General features: G+C 74.3%; 12 protein-coding genes and 1 pseudogene. 3 read left to right on the top strand and 10 right to left on the bottom strand.

The window, feature by feature from the left end; genetic code table 11:
• The 9 genes and pseudogenes from PUR61_RS37665 to PUR61_RS37625 all read right to left on the bottom strand — a co-directional run.
• A pseudogene (locus PUR61_RS37665) lies at nt 1-1,647 on the bottom strand (hypothetical protein); the annotation flags it as partial.
• Between the two features lie 4 nt (nt 1,648-1,651).
• Nucleotides 1,652-1,810 (bottom strand): DUF6760 family protein, encoded by a 159-nt coding sequence (locus PUR61_RS37660; protein ID WP_167349762.1) that lies wholly within the window; start codon nt 1,808-1,810, stop codon nt 1,652-1,654.
• Entirely contained in the window at nt 1,807-2,301 is a 495-nt protein-coding gene (locus tag PUR61_RS37655) for a hypothetical protein (protein ID WP_329884142.1), read from the bottom strand. The genes PUR61_RS37660 and PUR61_RS37655 overlap by 4 nt, the downstream gene beginning before the upstream one ends.
• Nucleotides 2,298-2,738 (bottom strand): phage tail protein, encoded by a 441-nt coding sequence (locus PUR61_RS37650; protein ID WP_329884140.1) that lies wholly within the window; start codon nt 2,736-2,738, stop codon nt 2,298-2,300. Before PUR61_RS37650 ends, PUR61_RS37655 begins: the two co-directional genes overlap by 4 nt.
• 62 nt (nt 2,739-2,800) lie before the next feature.
• Complete coding sequence (locus PUR61_RS37645) at nt 2,801-4,357, bottom strand: phage tail sheath family protein (protein WP_329884138.1); 1,557 nt, start codon at nt 4,355-4,357, stop codon at nt 2,801-2,803.
• Between the two features lie 263 nt (nt 4,358-4,620).
• Nucleotides 4,621-6,729 carry an ATP-binding protein gene (locus tag PUR61_RS37640; RefSeq protein WP_329884136.1) on the bottom strand — a complete coding sequence of 703 codons (2,109 nt, stop codon included), beginning with the start codon at nt 6,727-6,729 and terminating at the stop codon, nt 4,621-4,623.
• Nucleotides 6,726-7,430, bottom strand: coding sequence for a DUF4255 domain-containing protein (locus PUR61_RS37635; RefSeq protein ID WP_329884134.1), 705 nt, complete (start codon nt 7,428-7,430; stop codon nt 6,726-6,728). Before PUR61_RS37635 ends, PUR61_RS37640 begins: the two co-directional genes overlap by 4 nt.
• On the bottom strand, nt 7,427-10,732 hold the full coding sequence (locus PUR61_RS37630) for a hypothetical protein (RefSeq protein WP_329884132.1): 3,306 nt from the start codon (nt 10,730-10,732) through the stop codon (nt 7,427-7,429). Before PUR61_RS37630 ends, PUR61_RS37635 begins: the two co-directional genes overlap by 4 nt.
• 141 nt (nt 10,733-10,873) lie before the next feature.
• The gene (locus PUR61_RS37625) at nt 10,874-11,659 is read right to left on the bottom strand and encodes a helix-turn-helix transcriptional regulator (RefSeq protein WP_329884130.1); all 786 of its coding nucleotides are present in this window, start codon (nt 11,657-11,659) and stop codon (nt 10,874-10,876) included.
• 149 nt (nt 11,660-11,808) lie between these two features.
• On the opposite strand from PUR61_RS37625, the gene PUR61_RS37620 reads away from it, so the two are divergent.
• A complete protein-coding gene (locus PUR61_RS37620; RefSeq protein ID WP_329884129.1) occupies nt 11,809-13,191 on the top strand; it encodes a COG1470 family protein in 1,383 nt (460 codons plus the stop codon).
• A 339-nt stretch (nt 13,192-13,530) separates the two neighbouring features.
• On the opposite strand, the gene PUR61_RS37615 is transcribed toward PUR61_RS37620, so the two are convergent.
• Nucleotides 13,531-15,258, bottom strand: a complete 1,728-nt coding sequence (locus PUR61_RS37615) for an eCIS core domain-containing protein (protein ID WP_443035308.1) — start codon at nt 15,256-15,258, stop codon at nt 13,531-13,533.
• A gap of 866 nt (nt 15,259-16,124) precedes the next feature.
• Here PUR61_RS37615 and PUR61_RS37610 point away from each other — a divergent pair.
• Together PUR61_RS37610 and PUR61_RS37605 are read left to right on the top strand one after the other, a co-directional pair.
• Nucleotides 16,125-17,468 (top strand): FG-GAP repeat domain-containing protein, encoded by a 1,344-nt coding sequence (locus PUR61_RS37610; protein WP_329884127.1) that lies wholly within the window; start codon nt 16,125-16,127, stop codon nt 17,466-17,468.
• Nucleotides 17,469-17,525: 57 nt separating this feature from the next.
• Nucleotides 17,526-18,716 carry an FG-GAP repeat domain-containing protein gene (locus PUR61_RS37605; protein ID WP_329884125.1) on the top strand — a complete coding sequence of 397 codons (1,191 nt, stop codon included), beginning with the start codon at nt 17,526-17,528 and terminating at the stop codon, nt 18,714-18,716.
• Nucleotides 18,717-18,778: the final 62 nt, after the last annotated feature.

The following is an 18,778-nucleotide window of genomic DNA, read 5'->3' as shown; positions in this document are numbered from 1 at the left end:
TTGCACGGGTGCGTCGGAGCCGGTTTCCGCCCGGTGCTGGACGATCGGCATGGTTGGTGCGGGGGTGGCGGGATCTGGTCCCGAGGGTGTTGCGGGAGTGGAGGGTTCGGGTGTCGGTGTGCCGAGGGTGGGGTGATCGGCTGCGCGTTGCACGGGTGCGTCGGAGCCGGTTTCCGCCCGGTGCTGGAGCATGGGCGCGACTGGTGCGGTGATGGCGGCTTCCGTCGCCAAGGGTCGGCTGGGAGGCGGGAGTTCGGACGCGGAAGCGCCCGGGGCAGGACGGTCGGCGGCGCGTTGCACGGGAGCCGCGTCCGCGCCCCGCGCGGGTGCGCCGGGCCGGTCGGGGACGGTCCCCGCCTGCCGCTGGACGACAGGCATGGCCGGTGCCGGTGCCGGAGTGGGGGCGGGGGCGGGGGCGGGACCGGCCACGTCCGAGGGTACGGCGGGCGCCGGGACTTCGGTCGGCGGGGTGCCGAGAGGGGGCGCGTGGTCGGCCGCCCGCTGTACGGGTGCGTCGGGGGAAGGCCCGCCGGTGTGTGCCGGGGGGACGGCGGGGAGCACGGCGGGCACCCGGCGCCTGGGGATGGCGGGCACCCGGGCGACGGTCAGCGACCGGCCGACAGGGCGCGTCCGCACCACGGCGTGCGGCGCTTCGGCGCGGTCCGCCGGAGCCTCTCCGCCAGGGGGGCCGGGACGGCGGCCGCCGGCGGCGGGGAGGGATCCGGCTCCGGTGGCGGTCCGTTGCGCGGGCCGGTCGGCGGGGGCGGCCCCCGGGGTGCCCCCGCCGGAGACGCCGGGAACCACCGCGATGCGGCGGACCAGCGGGAGTCGTGCGGGCGCCGGCGTACGGCCGGCCCCTGGGGCTGCGGCGGTCGCTTCGGCTCGCTGGACGACGGGAGCGGCGCCCGCGCGGAGCGCATCCGGACCGAGCACCGCCGCGGACTGCGCGGGCGGGCGGCCACGGGTGCCGGGTGCACCGGCCGCCGCACCGGCCGACGAGGGGGTCTCCCGCCCGCCGCGGGACCGACCCGGGCGCTCGTCGGCCCGCGAGCGGCCGGTGCCGGCGCTGACCGCGGGCGCGGCCTGTGCGGACACCGGAGCGCCCTTCGCCGAAGCATGCGCACCCGACCCGCGTGCACCCGACCCACCTGGCTGCGCCCGCTCGGTGGCCCGCGCACGCGGTGCGGGAGGTGCCTCCGGCTGTGGTGCCCCCGTCCCCGTCCCCGTCCCCGCCCCCGGCGCGGCGTCCGCGTCGGACGGGCGCAGCGCCCTGAGCAGCAGCGGGCCGCCTCCGCTGTGGGTGGGGTGCGCGACGGCGGGGCGGGCGATGCCGCGGACGAGGCCGGTCGGGGCGGTCGGCAGCAGGGCGTGGGCGAGGCCGGTGTCGAAGGACGGATCGCGCCAGGCGGCCAGCCCGTCCCGGAAGGCGAGTCCGTCACTGACGCTCATCGGCGCCCGGGACACGGTCAGGAGGGGTGGCGCGGTGCGGCGCCAGCCGCCGTCCCAGTCCGCGGGCACGCCTGGGCCCCGGCCGGCGGCAGTCTCCCGGACCGCACCCGCCGCGCCCGCCGCAGCCGTGCGCACGCCGTCCGAGGGCGCGCCGCCCGGCACGGCGCCGCGCCGGCGTACCCTGTCCCGCCACGCCATTTGCTCAACCTCCTTCGTTCATTCGGGAGTTGATCTGAGCGATCTCGGTGACCCACTGCCGGCGTTCGGCATGGGTCAGGTCGAGGATCTCGTCGCGTTGCCAGTGGAAGTGGTAGGCGATGTACGCGATCTCCTCCCTGAGCCGGGGGAGCGCGTACGTCACGATTCCCCCAGGCGCCCACCGGAGAGGTCGACCTCGAAGCCGCCGTCGCAGTGCGGGCAGGTGACCGCCGCGCGGGTGTGGCCCTCGCTGTTGACGCGCCGGTAGAAGTCCTGGAGGAACGCGACGTCGGTCGCGTACATCCGCTCCACGACCCCGGCGTGCACGTCGGTGACGGTGCCGAGCCGGGTGATGACCTGGCTGAGCAGTACCACGCTCAGGTACGCCGGGTTCTCCTTGACCCGCAGGTCGATCTGGGGCCGCAGCTCGTCGCGGGCGGTGGCCAGGCGCATCGAGCCGTGGCGGTGCAGGGTGCCCGCCTCGTCCACGTACCCGCGCGGCAGTTCGAACTCGAACTCGGTGCGCAGCGCGTGCTCCTCGCGCCGCGCCGGAGCGCCGGCGGAGGGTGCCGCCGGCGGTGCCGGGGCCGGGGCGGGCGCCGTGGCCTGGAGGATCTCCTCCAGGCTGCCCGCCGTCACCGTACGTCGCCTCATTCGACGATGATCTCCTCGAACACGATGGTCACGGACTCCGTGGCCGCGGCGGACTCGCCGGCTTTGAGGGAGGGGCCCTCCCATTTGGAGGCCCAGCCGTTCATCAGCTGGATGCGCCGGACGGTCTCGCCCGTGGAGTCCTTGATCTCGATGGTGAGGTTCTGCCGAGCGGTGTCGACGGCCCCGTTGTTCAGGGTCTCCTTGATCCACGTGGTGAACTCGCTGCTCTTGTCGAGTCCCCGGGTGATCGTGACCTCGCCGGCCTGACGGGCGCCGGGCTGCTTGCGGATGATCTGCTTGCCGTCCTTGCTGACCTGCCGGACCTCGACGACCTCCTCCTCGACGGTCAGGCCGCTGATCTCCTGGATCGACTCGACCAGGTAGCCACCGAGCTGAACGCCGAAGATATGGGTGGAAAGAGCATCGCCCTCTGCCATGACTGTCTGTCACCTTTCCTTGCTGCTCGTCCCGGCGGTCCCGGGAGCGCCGGACCTGCGGGTCACTCGTCGATGAGGCTGGTGCTGTCGGAGAACTGCGCCAGCCGGAACACCACGAACTCGGCCGGCTTGACCGGTGCCACGCCGATCTCGCAGATCACGCGGCCCTGGTCGATCGATTCCTGCGGGTTGTTGTCCCGGTCGCACTTGACGTAGAACGCCTCCGCGGCCGTCCGCCCGAACAGCGCGCCGCGCCGCCACTCCTCGGTGAGGAACGCGGTGGCGTTGCGCCGGATGCTCGACCAGAGCCGGTCGTCGTTCGGCTCGAAGACCACCCACTGGGTGCCCAGGAGGATGGACTCCTCCAGGTAGTTGAAGAGGCGGCGCACGTTCAGGTAGCGCCAGGCCGGATCGGAGGAGAGGGTGCGGGCGCCCCAGATCCGGATGCCCCGGCCGGGGAAGGCCCGGACGCAGTTCACCCCGATCGGGTTGAGCAGGTCCTGCTCGCCCTTACTCAGACGCAGTTCCAGGTCGACCGCGCCGCGGATCACCTCGTTGGCGGGGGCCTTGTGCACCCCGCGCTCGGCGTCGCTGCGCGCCCACACGCCGGCGATGTGGCCGCTCGGCGGGACGGTGGCGTTGCGCCCGGCGGCCGGGTCGAAGACCCGGATCCACGGGTAGTAGAGGGTGGCGTAGCGGGAGTCGTAGCCCGCCTCGTCGTTGCGCCAGGTCCGCACCTGCTGTGCGGAGAGACCGGGCGGGGCGTCCAGGACGGCGACCCGGTCGCCCATCTGCTCGCAGTGCGAGATCACGGCGAGCTGGACGGTGCGCACGTCCTCGGCATCGATGTCACCGCGCTGGTGGGAGCCCATCAGGTCGGGCACCGCGACCATGGTGATCTCGTCGATGGTCTCCAGGCCGCCGAGCCCGGTGCGGGCCGCCGCGTCGCCGACGTACTCGGCCGGGTCGAGCCGGGCCGCCGCGCCCTGGCCGGCGGCCGGGGCGGGTGCGGCTGTGGGGGCGTCGGGCAGGGCCGCGGTCTGGTTCGCGGGCCGGCCCTGGGCGGTGCCGCGCTGCTCGGTGACCTCGATCAGCGCCGAGCCGCGGGCCTGGGTGACGAGGTAGCCCTTGACGTTCCGGCGGGCCGACACCTCGAAGGTCTCGGTCACCGCCCCGTCGCGGTGGACCAGCAGCCTGAACCGGTCCTCGGGCGGGTTCTCGCCGTCCGCGTCGGCGATCTCCACCGAGAGGCCGGTGACGCCCGGCCGGGCCGCGACCAGGAACCCGCCGAGCGCGACGGGCTCCGCCGCGGGCTGCTCGGGGCCCGCGGCGGCGGGCGCGGAGCTGTCCCGGTCGGAGCCGCCGACCCGGACGACGTACGCGGCGCCGCCGCCGTTGGCGAAGTACCCGTAGACCGCGTGGGGCAGGTAGGCACCCTCGGTGAACCCGCCGAAGCGCTGGGAGTACTGGTCCCAGCTGGTGACGAGCGTCGGCTCGTGGAACGGGCCGGTCCGGGCGAACCCGACGAACGCGGCGACGGCGGTGCCGACCCCTTCGATCGGGCGGGCACCGGACTGCACCTCCTCCACGTAGACCCCCGGGGTGAGGTACGTCGGCATGCTCGCTCCTTCGTGTCACCGGTCTTCGGTGGACAGTCTTCGGTGGACGGTCTTCGGTGGATCTCCGGCCAGGTTCTACGGACGGCGGACGGCGAACGGCTGAACGCCGTCGACGGACCCGGTCGCGCGCCGTCGCGCCCCGCCCCCAGCCTTTCCGGCGGGCCGCGGCCGGCGGGAGGGACCGGGGGACCTGCCCGGGGGCAAGGGCGCTGCCCTCCCCGGCCCGCCCCGGCCCGCCGCGACGGTCCGCCGGCCGCCCCGGTTCAGACCCGCGCGACCTGGGCCACGTACGGTCCGAACTCGCCCTCCAGCACCAGCCGGCCGAGCTTGCGGTACTCCTGCGCGACCGCCGCCACCGTCTGGGCCATCGTCAGCGGTCCACCCGACTCGGCGGCGAGGTACGCGGCGGTCACCGCGCAGGCCCGGATGGAGCCTCCGGCCAGGTCGAACCGGTCCGCGCAGAAGTGGAGGTCGAGGTCGTCGCTCCGGGGCACCCGGTCGCCCAGGCAGCGGTCCCACAGGGCGAGGCGCTGGTCGGCGTCGGGCACCGGGAAGTCTGCGATCACGTCCAGGCGGCGGGTGAAGGCCTCGTCCAGGTTGGCGCGCAGGTTGGTGGTCAGGACGGCGATGCCGTCGAAGGACTCCATCCGCTGGAGCAGGTACGCCGACTCCATGTTGGCGTGCCGGTCATGGGCGTCCTTGACCTCCGAACGCTTGCCGAAGATCGCGTCCGCCTCGTCGAACAGCAGCACCGCGTTGACGGCGGAGGCCTCGGTGAAGATCCGCTCCAGGTTCTTCTCGGTCTCACCGACGTACTTGTCGACCACCGTGGAGAGGTCCACCACGTACAGGTCCATGCCCAGGTCGGCCGCCACCACCTCGGCCGACATCGTCTTGCCGGTACCGGACGAACCCGCGAACAGCGCGATCACCCCGCGCCCCCGCCCGCCGCCGGGCCGCATGCCCCACTGCCCGAGCACCTGTTCGCGGTGACGGGCGCGCACCGCGAGCTCCCGCAGGCTGCGGTGGGTGGGGGCGGGGAGCACCAGGTCGTCCCAGCCCACCGCCGGTTCGACCCGGCGGGCGAGGCGGGCGAGCCCCGCGCCGTTCTGGGCCCGGACGGCGGTGCGCAGGTCGTCGGGGGAGACCGGGCGCCCGTCGAGCGCGGCCGTGCGCACCGCGGTGCCGGCGGCCCTCCGCAGCTGCCCGGCGTCCAGGCGGTGCGCGGCGACGGACCGGGCGAGCGCCTCGGCCCCGTCCTCGCCGACGCCCTCGTCGCCCCCCGCGCCGTGCTGCTCGCCGGCCCGCTCCAGTGCGTGCCGCCAGCGTGCGACCTGCCGGTCGGGGGCGGGGGCCGCCACCGTCAGGGTGACGGGGGTGTCGGCCGCCCAGGCGGGTTCCCAGCCGCCGGTCCCGTGGGTGAGGAAGGGGAGGCCGCGCAGGGCGTCGCACAGCGTGCGCAGGACCCTGGCCCGCTCGTCGGGCCGGTCGGGGAGCTCCTCCAGCGGCCCCAGCAGGACGCCCGTGCCCAGCAGCCGGGCCTCGCGTGCGACGGCCCGGGCGACGGCCGGCACGCCCCGGGGGTCATGGGACAGCGCCGCCGGGTCCAGGGCCAGCGGCGGCAGCCCGCCCGCCTGCAGCGCGGCGACGGCCAGCCCCTCGGGATCGCCGCCCCGGCTGCGCAGATGGACATGGCCGGTGCCGGTCCCGGCCGCGGCGGCGGCCCGGCGCAGCTCGGCCGGGTCGGCGGCCGGATCACCGGCCGGACGGCCGAGCACACCGGTCAGCAGCGGGTCGGGCGCGGTGTCGCCCAGCAGGTGCGAGGTGACGCGGTCCGGGACGGTCAGCACCCGGGACAGGGGCGGCCGTTCGGGTTCGGTGACCTCCAGCAGACCGCCCGCGACGAGCGGCGCGGAGGGAGCCAGCCGGAACCGGGCCGCCGCCACCCCGCGGTGCCCGCACAGTTCGAGGGCGAGTCCGACGGTGGGCCGGCGGCGCGTCAGGTCGTCGTTGAGGAAGCCGTAGAGCCGCTCGAAGCGGGTGTCGAGGTCCGGGGCCAGGGCCACCAGCAGCAGGTCCAGGTCCAGGGGCGCCAGGGCGAAGCGGGCGGCGAGCACGGCCAGCGGCGAGCCGGGCGGCGGCGCGTCCGGACCGGGCAGGGCGGGCGGAGCGGGCCGGTGCCCCTCGTCCAGGACGCGGGCGACCGCCTCGGGGGTGAGGAACTGGCCGCGGTAGGGATCGTCCGGATCGGGATCGAGCGCGCGCCGGATCGCGACGGCCTCGCGCACCCGCTCCTCGACGACCCGCAGCCGCGCCCACAGGTACGGTACCGGGGTCGGCGTCGCGGCCGCGGGTTCCAGGGTCCGCGTCACGGCTGCCGCTCCCCGCGTCGGCGGCGGGCGGGGGCCGGCCCCCGCTCCCGGGAGCCGCCGAAGCCCTCCGGACCGGGCTCGGCCACCTCCGTGTAGCGCAGGCGCCGCGCGGCCCCCGGCTCCTCCGGTGCGGTCCGGGCCGCGGCGCGGACCACGAGCCCCTCGGTGACCGGTGGGGCGACGGCAGTGGTGGCCCCGGCCAGCGGCGCCCTCACCCGCAGCCCCAGCGACGGCTTGAGCTCGCCGCCCAGCGCCGACCACACGTCGGAGGCGGCGGGCGCGTCCAGCCCGGTGCCGCCGCCGTCCAGGCCCACGATGAGGCCGAGTTCGGCGAGCGAGCCGGTGAGCAGGCGCGGTGGCAGTGCGTCGGTGGACACCAGACACGTCAGCACCTGGGAGAGCAGCCGGTGTTCGTCCTGCGGCCGGCTCGCCCACGCGGTGACGAGGTACGTCAGCTCGAACCAGCGGGCCGGGGCGCGGCGCGCGGCGAGGAAGCCGTCCGCGTCGTACACCTCACCCGCGCCGCTGGCGCGCCGGGTGTGGTCCTCGCGGACGTCGTACAGGAACACGCACACCGTCGGGGCGCTGCGGCGGGCCGCCCAGTCGCGGGTCGGCGCGTCGAACACCACGTCGACGCCCGACGCGTCCAGGCCGGACTCCGCGAGCAGCCGGCGCAACGCCTCGTCGACCTCGTGGATCATCGGCGGATCATCTCGTTGGGCGGCTGGACCGTGCCGCCGACCACCAGGAAGTCGGTCCGCACCGGGGAGAAGCCGGGGCCGTTCGCGGTGATGACCCGGGGGCCGGTCCGATCCTTGGCGAGGATCAGCAACTGGCCGATGAACCGGCCGTCCGGGCCGGGGACGGTCGGGGCCGCCGCGGCCGTGATGCCCGGCTGCCAGGTGAACCGGACCGGCGCGCCGGGCGGGAAGTCCTCACCGCGTACCGAGGTGACGAAACCGGGCTTGCCGATCGGCGGGACCGCGACGATGCGCGGCTGGAGGATCCGCAGCTGCTGACGGGCTTCGTTGTCCCCGGGGTCGGCGTCCGTGCCGGTGGTGGTCAGGGAGCCGGTCACCAGGCCGGTGAGGGCCTGATCGGGGCTGAGGACGACCTGGACGACGGTCCGGGCGCCCGGGGCGAGGTCGGGCAGCGCGCACACCCAGGCCCGGTCGCAGCCCGGCGGCGGTCCGTCGTGGGGCACGCCCCCGGGCAGGCCCACGCGGAGCCGCAGACCGGTGGCCAGCCCTTCGCGGCCGTTGCGAACGGTGTACGTGAGGACCACGCGACCACCCACGTAGCCGGGGTTCGGCTGCGCCGTGAGGCTCAGCCCGGGGCCGGCCGGCGGCTCGGGCGGCAGTGGCGGGGGCGTGCGGACCGGCGGCGGGGCCGGCGGAGCGGGGGCGGGTGTCGGAGGCGGCGGAAGTACCGGGGGCGGCGGCACCGGGTTCGGCGGCGGATCCGCCGTCGGCGTCGGGGCCGCTGTCGGGGCCGCTGTCGGGGTCGGGGTCGGACCGGGCGTCGGCGGGGCCGGCGCCGGGCGCACCGGCACCACGGTCCGGCCGGTGTTGTCGCTGGGACGGGGGTCGAGGACGGCACCGGTGACCGACCAGTCCAGGGGCCGGTCGCCGGGCTCGACCCCGGTGACGGTGACCGTGACCGGCACGGTGTCGCCCGGGCGCACCACGCCCAGGGCGCAGACCAGCGCCGCCGCGTCACAGACGGCGCCGGGCGCGGCGAGGCCCGTGACGATCACCCCGGCCGGGGGCGCGACGGTCAGCCTCGTCCCGGGCGAGGCGGCCGGGCCGTGGTTGACGACGTCCACCCGGACGGTCCCGGAGTCGCCCGCGGTGAGCGGCGCGGCCGTGCCGGGTGCCTGGACGGCGAGGTCCACGGACTGCTGGACGCCCGGTTCCTTCTGGCGTCCCGGCAGCCCGGCGGTGAGCGGGGTGCGGGCCCCGGAGACCGCGTCCACCAGGGAGAGCTTCTCCGGGCTGTTGGCGGCGAGGGCGGCCCGGGAGCTGATCACCAGCGTCCTGCCGTCGGAGCTCCAGGCGGCGTCGCGGGGCTGGAAGGGCCCGGTGGAGGTGGTGTCGGGCAGCTCCCGGCCGCAGGCCCCCGGCCGGTCGCGGGCCGCGTCGGGCAGCAGTACCCGGCAGGCGCCGCCCGCCGCGGCGACCAGCAGGATCCCGTTGCGCTCGTCGACCCGGCCGGCGCCGTTCTTGCGGTTGAAGGCGATGGTGGCGCCGTCCGGTGAGAATGCCGGGCTGTCGTCGATGACCTCGCAGGCGCCGGGGCAGTGGGCGGCGCTCAGGTCGCGCTGCCGGTCCAGGCGGTCCGGACGGTCCACGGGCACGGTCCACACGTGCTTGTTGCCCCCGCCACCGTTGATCACCTGGTTGCGGGTGAACGCCAGGGTCGAACCGTCGGAGGACCAGGTGGGCTGGGCGTCGCCGCCCTGGAGCTGCCCCTCGGGCGGGACGATCACGCCCCGGACCGCGCCGGTGGCGGCGTCCGCGATCAGGATCCGTCCGGGACCGGAGGCGCCGCCGACCCCGCCGGGTGAGGTCCGGGTGAAGGCCAGGTACCGGCCGTCCGGGGAGAACGTCGGATCGGTGTCCCAGTCCCTGGGGCCGCGGCCCGCCAGCGGGAGCGCCGTCGGGCCGGAGCCGTCGGCGTCCGCGATCCAGATCCGTTCGATCCGCCCGGCCGGCAGGTTCGGTCCGGCCGGCGCGTCCTCGAAGCGGGTCACCACGATCCGGCGGCCGTCGGGCGTGTAGTTCTGCCGCTCGGTCCACGGGTCGTACCCGGCGGCGGGCCGGAACAGCGGGTCCTTCGCCGGATCCGTCTCGGTGTCGGCCGCCGGGTCCTCCTTGAGGACGGTCCGGTTGAGGTCACGGGGGTCGGAGCCGTCCGGCCGGACGTCCTGCAGGGTCACCACGTGCGGGCCGTCCGCCGAGACGCGTTCGACCACCGCGCCACCGCCCTGGAGCGGGCCGAGCCAGGTGGCCGGTCCGACCTCGCGGTCCTCGCTGAGCACCACCTTCGGTTCGTCCTCCGAGAGCGCTCCCACCCGGAAGACGTGGTCCCAGTCGCCCTCACAGCTACAGGTCCGGTCCGGGCTGAGGAAGAGCAGGTCGTTCCCGTCGGGCAGCCAGGCTGCCCCGTGCGTGCGCCACTGGGCCCGCGGGCCCGCCAGCAGCGGCCCGCCGGTGCGCCCGTCGGTCCACCGCAGCCGGGGCCCGTCCGGTCCGGTGGCGGTGTAGGCGATCCGGTCCCGGGTCGCCGGCCCGTCCAGCGGGTTCCACACCGGCTCGGTGCCCGCGCCGTCGGCGGGGTCGGAGACCCGGGTGGCGGGCCCGCCCCGAAGCGGCCGGACGTAGACCTGCCGGCCGGCGGCCCGATCGGCGTCGGAGGAGTACGCCAGCCGCGCGCCGTCGGCCGAGACCGTGGGGTGCTCCTCGTTCGCGGGGGTGTCGGTCAGCCGGGTGAGGCCGCTGCCGTCGGTGCGCACGAGCCACAGGTCGCGCTGGGTGCCACCGGCCCCGGCGGGCCGGGCCGCGTCGAAGACGACCGACCGGCCGTCCGGCGTCAGCCGCGGGTTCGCCGCGTCCAGACCGCTGGTCAGGCGGTGCACCGAGCCGTCGGCGGAGCGCAGGTAGACCTGCGGGGCCTGCTCGTCGCGGCGGCTCGCGAAGACCAGCCGGTCGCCCAGGGCGGCGGGCTGGACGTCGAAGTGCGCCGGGCCCTCGCCGAACAGCGGGGGGCTCGTCGTGTCCGTCGCCACCCGGCCGAGGCTCCGGTGGCGGGTACCGGCGTATGCGATCCGGCTCTCCCCGGCATCGGCCGCCGCGGCCCGGGCCCCGGTGCCGTCCGCGCGGGGCCGGTCCCCGGCGCCGCCCGGGCCGGCGGCCGTCGTCACCGCGAGCAGAGGCACCAGCAGCAGCGCCGCACCGGCCCTGCCCCAGCGGTCTCGCCGACGGCCGGAGCCACCCGTGCCCATCACGGTCCACCTCACAGTCCGGTCCAGCATCCATGTCCGACGGTGCCACCCTGCCGGTCCGCGGCCGCGGACCGGCAGGGCCCCGGGGCCGCGCTCGGGGGAAGCACCGGCTGCGCTTTCGGGCAGCCGGTGCCGGTCCGGTCAGATCAGCCCGTTGCGCAGCGCGTAGCCGACGGCGTGGGAGCGGTTGCGCAACTGGAGCCGGGTGATGACCTCGTGCAGGACGTTCTTGACGGTCCGTTCGGAGTACGAGGTGTTGCGCGCGATCTCCGCGGTGTCCAGGCCCTCCGACACCAGGCGCAGCATGTCCGCCTCGCGCGGGGTCAGCGTGGACAGGGACGCGGCGTGCGGGTCGAGGGCCGACCGCTGCAGGCTGCCGACGTGGTCGAGGAGCTTCGCGAGCAGGTCGCCGGGTAGGACGCCCTCACCGTTCGCCATCGCCAGGACCAGCCGCAGCAACCGGTCCTGGTCGGCCTCCGCGCGCCGCAGCACCGCGGTGACTCCGCACTCGATGGCGCGCTGTAAGGCGTCACCCGATTCGAAGGTGCCGACCACGAGTCCGGTGCGGGTGGCGGAGTTGTGGCGGAGCCGGTACAGCAGGGCGGCCGTCTCGTCGTCCACGCTGTCCACGGCGACGAGCGAGACCCGCGCCTCGTGCGCGTCGGCGTCGTCGACCAGTTCTACCTCGGGCCGCTGGCGCAGCTGTTGGACGATCCCGACGTACAGGACCGGGTCCGAGGCGTACACGGCCACGGTGACCCGTCCGCCGGGCTCGCCGGCCGCGGCGTCGTGCGCGGCCCGGGCGTGGGCCGGGCTGTGGGCCGGGGCGCGGCCCTGGGGCGGGACGGTCGGCCGCGTGGTGCCGGTGCCGGACGGGTGGACGGTGCCGATGAGGTCGGTGTGGAGCATGAGGCGTACCTGTTCCATGATGCGTATGAGGGGAGTACTGCGGGGTCCAGAGGCAACAAAGCTCCTGGACACAGGAGTTGGGCGGAGTTCGCGGGGGCATCGCGGCTGCCCGGGGCCTTGCCCCCGCGTCCGTGGAGGTGGGCGGGGCGGCGGCGTAGCGTCGCGGCGTGACGACCCCAGCAGCCACTCCCAGCCCCGGCGCGCCCGGCCTCGACATCCCGTCGGTGACGGTGACACCGGGCGGTACCGCGACCACCAGCCTGACCGTTCGCAACGACGGCGACATCGTCGAGGCGTACCGCCTGGAAGTCGTCGGTGACTGCGCTGCCTGGACGACGGTCGAGCCCGACCGCGTCTCCCTCTACCCCGGCACCTCGGAAACGGTGACCATCCGCCTGGCGCCCCCGCGTTCGCCGCGGGTGCGGGCGGGCGAGGTGCCCCTGGCCGTGCGGGTCCTGCCCACCGAGCACCCCGAGGCGGTCAAGGTCCCCGAGACCACCGTGCGGGTCGAGGGATTCCGGCAGCTTCGGGCCGAGAGCGCTCCCAAGCGCCGCCGCGGCTGGCTGCGCGGACGCTACCGCCTCGCCGTCCACAACGAGGGCAACCGCCCCGTCCAGGTGGGATTCACCCCGGCCCAGCCCGGCGAGGACCTGAAGTTCGAGGTCCGCCCCGCGGCTCCGAAGCTGGAGCCGGGTGAGTCGGTGGAGGTGGCGCTGCGGGTCCGCGCCGGGAAGCCCGTGTGGTTCGGGAAGCCGGCCACCTGGCCGTTCACCGTCACCGTGGCGGAGACCGTGGCGGAGACCGAGGCGAAGGCCGGGGCAAAGGCCGGGGCCCGGGCCGACGACGCCGGCGAGGACGACCGGGAGCGACCGCGGCCGGAGGCCGAGTTCGTCCAGATACCGATCTTCCCGACCTGGCTGCTGGCGGCCCTGGCGGCGCTCCTCGCGCTGCTGCTGGCCTGGTTCCTGCTGGTGCGTCCCGCTGTGCGCAGCACCGCGAGGGAGGCCGCCGACCAGGCGGTCCAGCAGCAGTCGACCCCCACCGAGGCGCCGGCCGGCGGCCGGACCCCGGTGGCGAGCCCCGGGCAGCCGGGCTCCGGGGCCGGGAGCGCCCTGCCCGGCGCGGGCGCGGGCGGTACCGGTACCGGAACGGGAACGGGAACGGGCGGCGACACCGGGACCGGACCGGGCGGCGGGCAGCAGGGTTCGGCCACCATCGACCTGACGACGGCCGGCGGGGAGACCAAGGTCGGCACCTACGTCGTGCCCGCGGGAAAGACGTTCGGGATTACGGACATCGTCGTCGCCAACTTCCAGGGCGACGAGGGCGTCGTGACGATCGGTTTCGGCGACCGCAAGATCACGACGATCGCGCTGGAGACGTTCCGTAACCAGGACTACCACTGGGTCACCCCCATCAGGATCACTGAGAACCAGACCGTGACGGTCCAGGTGACCTGCGCGAAGCCGGGCACTCCGGCCACCGGCGTGCAGGCCCAGGAGTGCCACGAGGTCCTCAACGTGAGCGGCGTGTTGAGCGACCTCAGGTGAACAGATGCCACACGCATGGTCTGTCAGGTTGTCCCGTGAGAAAAGGTGAGCCTCAGTCGTTCCGGCCGAAAACCGACGGTTCGGAGGCTGGGAAGGCACCCTGCTCGTGACTGTACATTCTCATTTCGGCGGCCCTGGGAAGCTCCGGCCCGGCGTTCGAACGTGAATCTGACGGTCACTCAAATACGGCTGAATCCGATCCCTCCCGGCGCCCGTCCGACCGTTCGGGCGCCGGTGGGGGCAGCGGCCGTCCCCGGCTTGTCGGAGAGTACCGAGGGCCGGCCCGTGTCACGGGCCGGCCCTCGCCGGATGCCGGTACGTGTCACGAACCGGTGCGCGTCAGGAACCGGTGCGCCTGCGGGCCGTGTCGCCGGCCAGCGTCCGGTCGTGCCGGTACGCCTCCTCCGCCCAGCCCGCCAGGTCGCGCAGCTCGGTCTTGAGCTCGTCCCAGGTCTTCATCAGGGAGCCCATGGTCCGGATCTCGAAGGGGACCATCATGGCGCCCTCCTCCTCGTGCGGGTCGATCTGGTTCATCCCGCCGAACACGCTCTGCTGGGGCACCTGGGGGACGCCCTTCAGCGTCGACTCGGCGAATTGGAGGAGGGTCACCGGGAGGCCGTCGATCTCCCGGGTGGCTTCGTCGCGGAACTCCAGGTTCGCGCTGCCGTCGCCGGGATCCTCCTGGAACTGTGCGAGCAGGTCGACGATCACCTCGCTGTCGTCCCGCAGGAAGTCCTGGAACCCGGGGTCGAGGAGGGCGCGGACGTCCGTGAGCCGGGACCGGGACAGCACGACCGTCAGGTTCTTGATCTGGCCTTGGTCCTGATCCTGCGCGAGGTAGTCGGCCATGGCCGCGACCTGGGTGAAGAACAGCTGGCTGTAGCCGTCCAGGGCGTCCGTCTCCAGCCGCTTGCGCTTGCGCGCCGACGCCTGGCCCTGTTCGTACCGGGCCACGACCTGGCCGGCGAACGTCCTCGCCTGCGAGAGCCGGAACCGGGCGCGGGGGAGCGGCGCCCCCTGGACGTGGGGAGCGGCACCCCGGAGGTGGTCGAAGAACATCGGCATCCCGGCCAGTGGCACACCGACCGAGTAGTGGACGAACAGCCCGTCGCCCATGCCCTGGGCGCCGGCGTAGTTCGGGAAGTCGAGATCCGGGGCGATCCGGGCGTCCTGCCCTGCGGGCAGGATCTCCAGCTCCAGGCCCAGGTCCGCCAAGGGGGTCTTCTCGGTCTCCCGGTAGAACGCCTCGCGCACCGTCCTGATCTCGTCGACCAACCGATCGAGGGCCGCCGGCCCGGACTCGCTCCCCGTGCCGACCACCGGGACGGCTCCGGTCACGAACTCCACGTTCGAGTAGTCGGCCCCGTTGCGCAACGACCGCTTGTCGGAGACCAGCTTGAAGTCCCCCGCGGTGCTCTGGGCCAGGTCGGTGTCACCCTCGTACGCCGCGCCGCCGGACGTCTCGACGGGCATGTCGATCTCCGTCTCGAACCCCAGCTTCCGTTGCACGGCGGGCCCGCCGTCCCCTGCGGCGGCGCCGCCCGGCTCCGCCCGCCGGACCGCCTCCGGACGGCCGGCCGGGCGCGCCATCACGCGTCGCGCGTTGGCCTCGGCGTCGCGTTCGAAGGAGTCACCGGGATCGCTGACCCGCAGCCCGTCCCCCCGGTCGGTACCGGCGACGGCCCCCTTCCGCTGCTGGATCACATGGGTCAGTTCGTGCGCGAGGGTGTGCCGGTCGCCGCCCCCGTGCCCGATGACGACGTCTCTGCCGGACGTGTAGGCCCGCGCACCGATCTCGGCGGCGGACCGCTGGGCGGCCGCGCCGGTGTGCAGCCGCACATCGGAGAAGTCCGCCCCGAGTCGCCCCTCCATCTCCTCGCGCACCGGCCCTTGGAGCGGCCGCCCGGCCCCCCGCAGCACGTCGTGCACACCGGACCGCTGGACAGGGTCCGAATCGTGTTCTCCCCGCCCGCCCCGCGCGATCCGGGCCACGACCGCGTTGCCGATGCTCCGCTGCAGCTCACGAGCCTGCTCCGGGGACATCGCCTCCGCCACGGGCCCGCCCACCCGCGTCTCCCGGGCCTTGCGGTCACCTCCGCCGGCCCGCTCGCCGCCGTTCCCCCTGCGATCGTCCGCCCTCGCGCGCACTGGCCCTCCCGGTCGCCTACCGCTGCCTTGCCTCTTCTCCCTACACCGCCGGCACCCGCCGCTCCCATCCCCGAAAGTGCACCCCCGGGGCCACACCCCCTGCCCGACCCGGGCGATCCCGGGCCGCCCGACTGCCCGGCGCCCTCGCCGGCGAGGGGCGGATCGACGGGTACGGCGCCGTCGTCCACATCTGCCTCGCGGTGAGCAGCACTGACGATCGGTCGGAGGTCGCCCGGTAGCCGGATGCGCCTGGCGTGAGGCGTCGGGCGGCGTCCGCGGCCGACCTCGGTGGACGGACTCGGCCAAGGCCGGTTCGGGCCAGCGCCGGCCCCTGGTCCGGCCACCGGACGGCGGGCAGGCTCTTAGTCGACGGCAGCGACGAGCAGCCGAGAGGAGCCGGGACAGCGTCACTGCGGGACACGCCGGATCCGAACCACACCCGTGTTGTGCGTGTGCCCCCGAAGGAGCCCCGCCGTGATCCGCTCTCGCAGCACGAAGGCCGTCGCGGTCACCGCCCCGCTTCCGCCCCAGGTGAGCATCGACGCCACGGGTCGGCAGTAGCCGCCCACTTCGGGCTCCACCCGGACGCCACCGAACCGGGACGTTCCCACACTCTGCTCCCACTCCGCACCGCACGCGTGTCCGGCCGGGCCTGCCCTTGCCCTGCCCGGCGCACGGTCGACGGCGATTCCCTCAGCACCTTCGAAACCTGTCGTGGCCCAACTCCCCGGCGAAGGTACATCCGACCGAGCGAACGAAGCTTGCGAACGAAGGAAGCGTTTCCCATGAAGAAGACTCTGCGCAAGGCCCTGCAACTCCTCGCGGTGAGCGCGGTCCTGGCCGGCGGGACCGTCGCCGCGACAAGCCCCGCGTACGCGGCCCTGCCCGACGTGTCCTGCGGCACGATCTCCTCCGCCGATACCGCCGCCGCCGCCCAGCTGAACCAACAGCTCACCGGCACCCTGCGGAACGCGATGACCGCGTACCGGATGTCCTGTGCCCGGGCCATCGTCAACACCGTGCGGGCCATCGGAGTGCCGCAGCAGGCCGAGGTCATCGCGATCACCACGGCGATCGTGGAATCCACCCTGCGGAACAACCCGAACATGGAGGACCACGACAGCGTCGGTCTGTTCCAGCAGCGGGCGTCGTGGGGCAGCACCGCGCAGAGGCTCGATCCGGCGACGACGACCCGCAAGTTCATCAATGCGCTGCTCTCGACGTATCCGAACAACTCCTGGATGACCAAGCCGATCGGCGAGGTCTGCCAGGGCGTCCAGCGCTCGGCCTATCCCGACCGCTACCAGTACCAGGTGGCCGACGCGCAGCGGATCGTCAACGCCATCGGCCAGGCCCCCGCAACTCCGGTGGGGATGACGGGCTTTGCGTCGGCCGACTTCAACGGTGACGGGAAGGCGGACCTGGCCGCGGTGGAGGCGGCCACGGGCAAGATGCTCCTGTACCCGGGCACCGGGGTCGGCACCTTCGCTCAGCCGAGCCTGATCGGCACCGGGTGGGACACCGTCGGCAATGTGACGCCGGGTGACTTCAACGGTGACGGGAAGGCCGACCTGGCTGCGGTCGGCGCGGGGGACGGGAAGCTGTACGTCTACCCGGGCACCGGCACCGGCGCGTTCGGTACCCCGTGGTCGGCCGGCACCGGCTGGAACAGTCTGGACAACTTCTCCGCCGGTGACTTCAACGCCGACGGGAGGGCGGACATCGCGGCGGTCGGCACGGGTGACGGGAACCTGTACGTGTATCCGGGTACCGGGACCGGGTACTTCGCGGCTCCGATCAACGCCGGCAACGGCTGGAACAACCTGGACCGTTTCACCGGCGGTGACTTCAACGCCGACGGGAAGGCGGACATCGCGGCGGTCGGCATCGGTGACGGGAGCCTGTACGTCTTCCCGGGCACCGGAACCGGTTGGTTCGCCGCCCCGGTCAGCGCCGGTACCGGTTGGAACATCATCCGCGACCTGGTCGGCGGCGACTTCAACGCCGACGGAAGGACCGACATCGCCGCCGTCCAGGCCCCCCGAGGCGCCGCCGGGACCATGTACCTCTACCCGGGCACCGGCCAGAACACCTTCGGCACGCGCAGCACCATCGGCACCGGCTGGTAGCCGGCTCCCCGCACCAGTCTCCGACACCCACCCTTCAGTAGATCGAGGTAGTCAGTCATGCCCAGGACCAGCGTCTTCCGCCGCCCGTCAGTGCTCGCCCCGTTGCTCGCCGCCATGGCCGCCGCCGGCCTGAGCGCACCGCCCGCCCAGGCCGGCTCCTCCCTCGGAGGCCCCGTCAACCGGTCCGAGGTCCTGTCGCGCGCCCAGTACTGGGACGCCCAGGACGTCCAGTACAACCAGGGTGCGACGTACGGGGACGGCGACGGCCACTCGTACCGCACCGACTGCTCGGGGTTCATCGCGATGGCCTGGCACCTGTCGGCCACCGGCCTCGGCTCGGCGACCACCCAGACCCTCGACAGCCGGTCGCTGACCGCGCGCATCAACAAGAGCGACCTGCGCCCCGGCGACGCGCTGGACAACATCAGCGACCATGTCGTGCTCTTCGTGCGGTGGAACAACCAGGCGACCGGGGACTTCACCTACCTCCACCAGTCGAACTCGCGGACCGACATGACCTATGGGAGTGGGAACGTCTACAGCGGAAACATATCGAGCTACCCGGCGAGCAGCTACGTGGCCCTGCGGTACAACAAGGTCGTCGAGGACAACAGCACCCCTCCGCCGGCCACTCCGGTGGGGATGACGGGCTTCGCGCCGGCCGACTTTAACGGTGACGGGCGGACGGACCTGGCCGCGGTGGACGCGGCGACGGGGAAGATGTTCCTGTACCCGGGCACCGGTGTCGGTACCTTCGGTGAGCGGAGCCTGATCGGTACCAACTGGGACTCGCTGGCCAATATGACGCCGGGTGATTTCAACGGTGACGGGAAGGCGGACATCGCCGCCGTCGGCAAGGGCGACGGGAAGCTGTACGTCTACCCGGGCACCGGCAGCGGCGCGTTCGGCGCGTCCTGGTCGGCGGGCACGGGCTGGAACAGTCTGGACCACTTCGTCGGCGGTGACTTCAACGCCGACGGGAGGGCGGACATCGCGGCGGTCGGCAAGGCTGACGGGAGGCTGTACGTCTTCCCGGGTACCGGAACCGGTTGGTTCGCGGCCCCGGTCAGCGCCGGCACGGGCTGGAACATCATGCGTGACCTGGTCGGCGGTGACTTCAACGCCGACGGCAGGTCGGACGTCGCCGCCGTCCAGGCGCCTCAGGGGTCCACCGGTGACATGTACCTCTACCCGGGCACCGGCCAGAACACCTTCGGCAACCGCAGCACCATCGGCACCGACTGGTAGATCCCGATGAGGCACCCGCCGAAACTGCGCGAACCCGCCGGGCCCCGGTCCCGGCGGGTTCC

The sequence above is a fragment of the Streptomyces sp. BE20 genome, assembly GCF_036322525.1.
Taxonomy (GTDB): Bacteria; Actinomycetota; Actinomycetes; order Streptomycetales; family Streptomycetaceae; genus Kitasatospora.
Note: the sequence above shows the minus strand (reverse complement) of the source record. Positions and strands in the feature narration are given on the sequence as shown.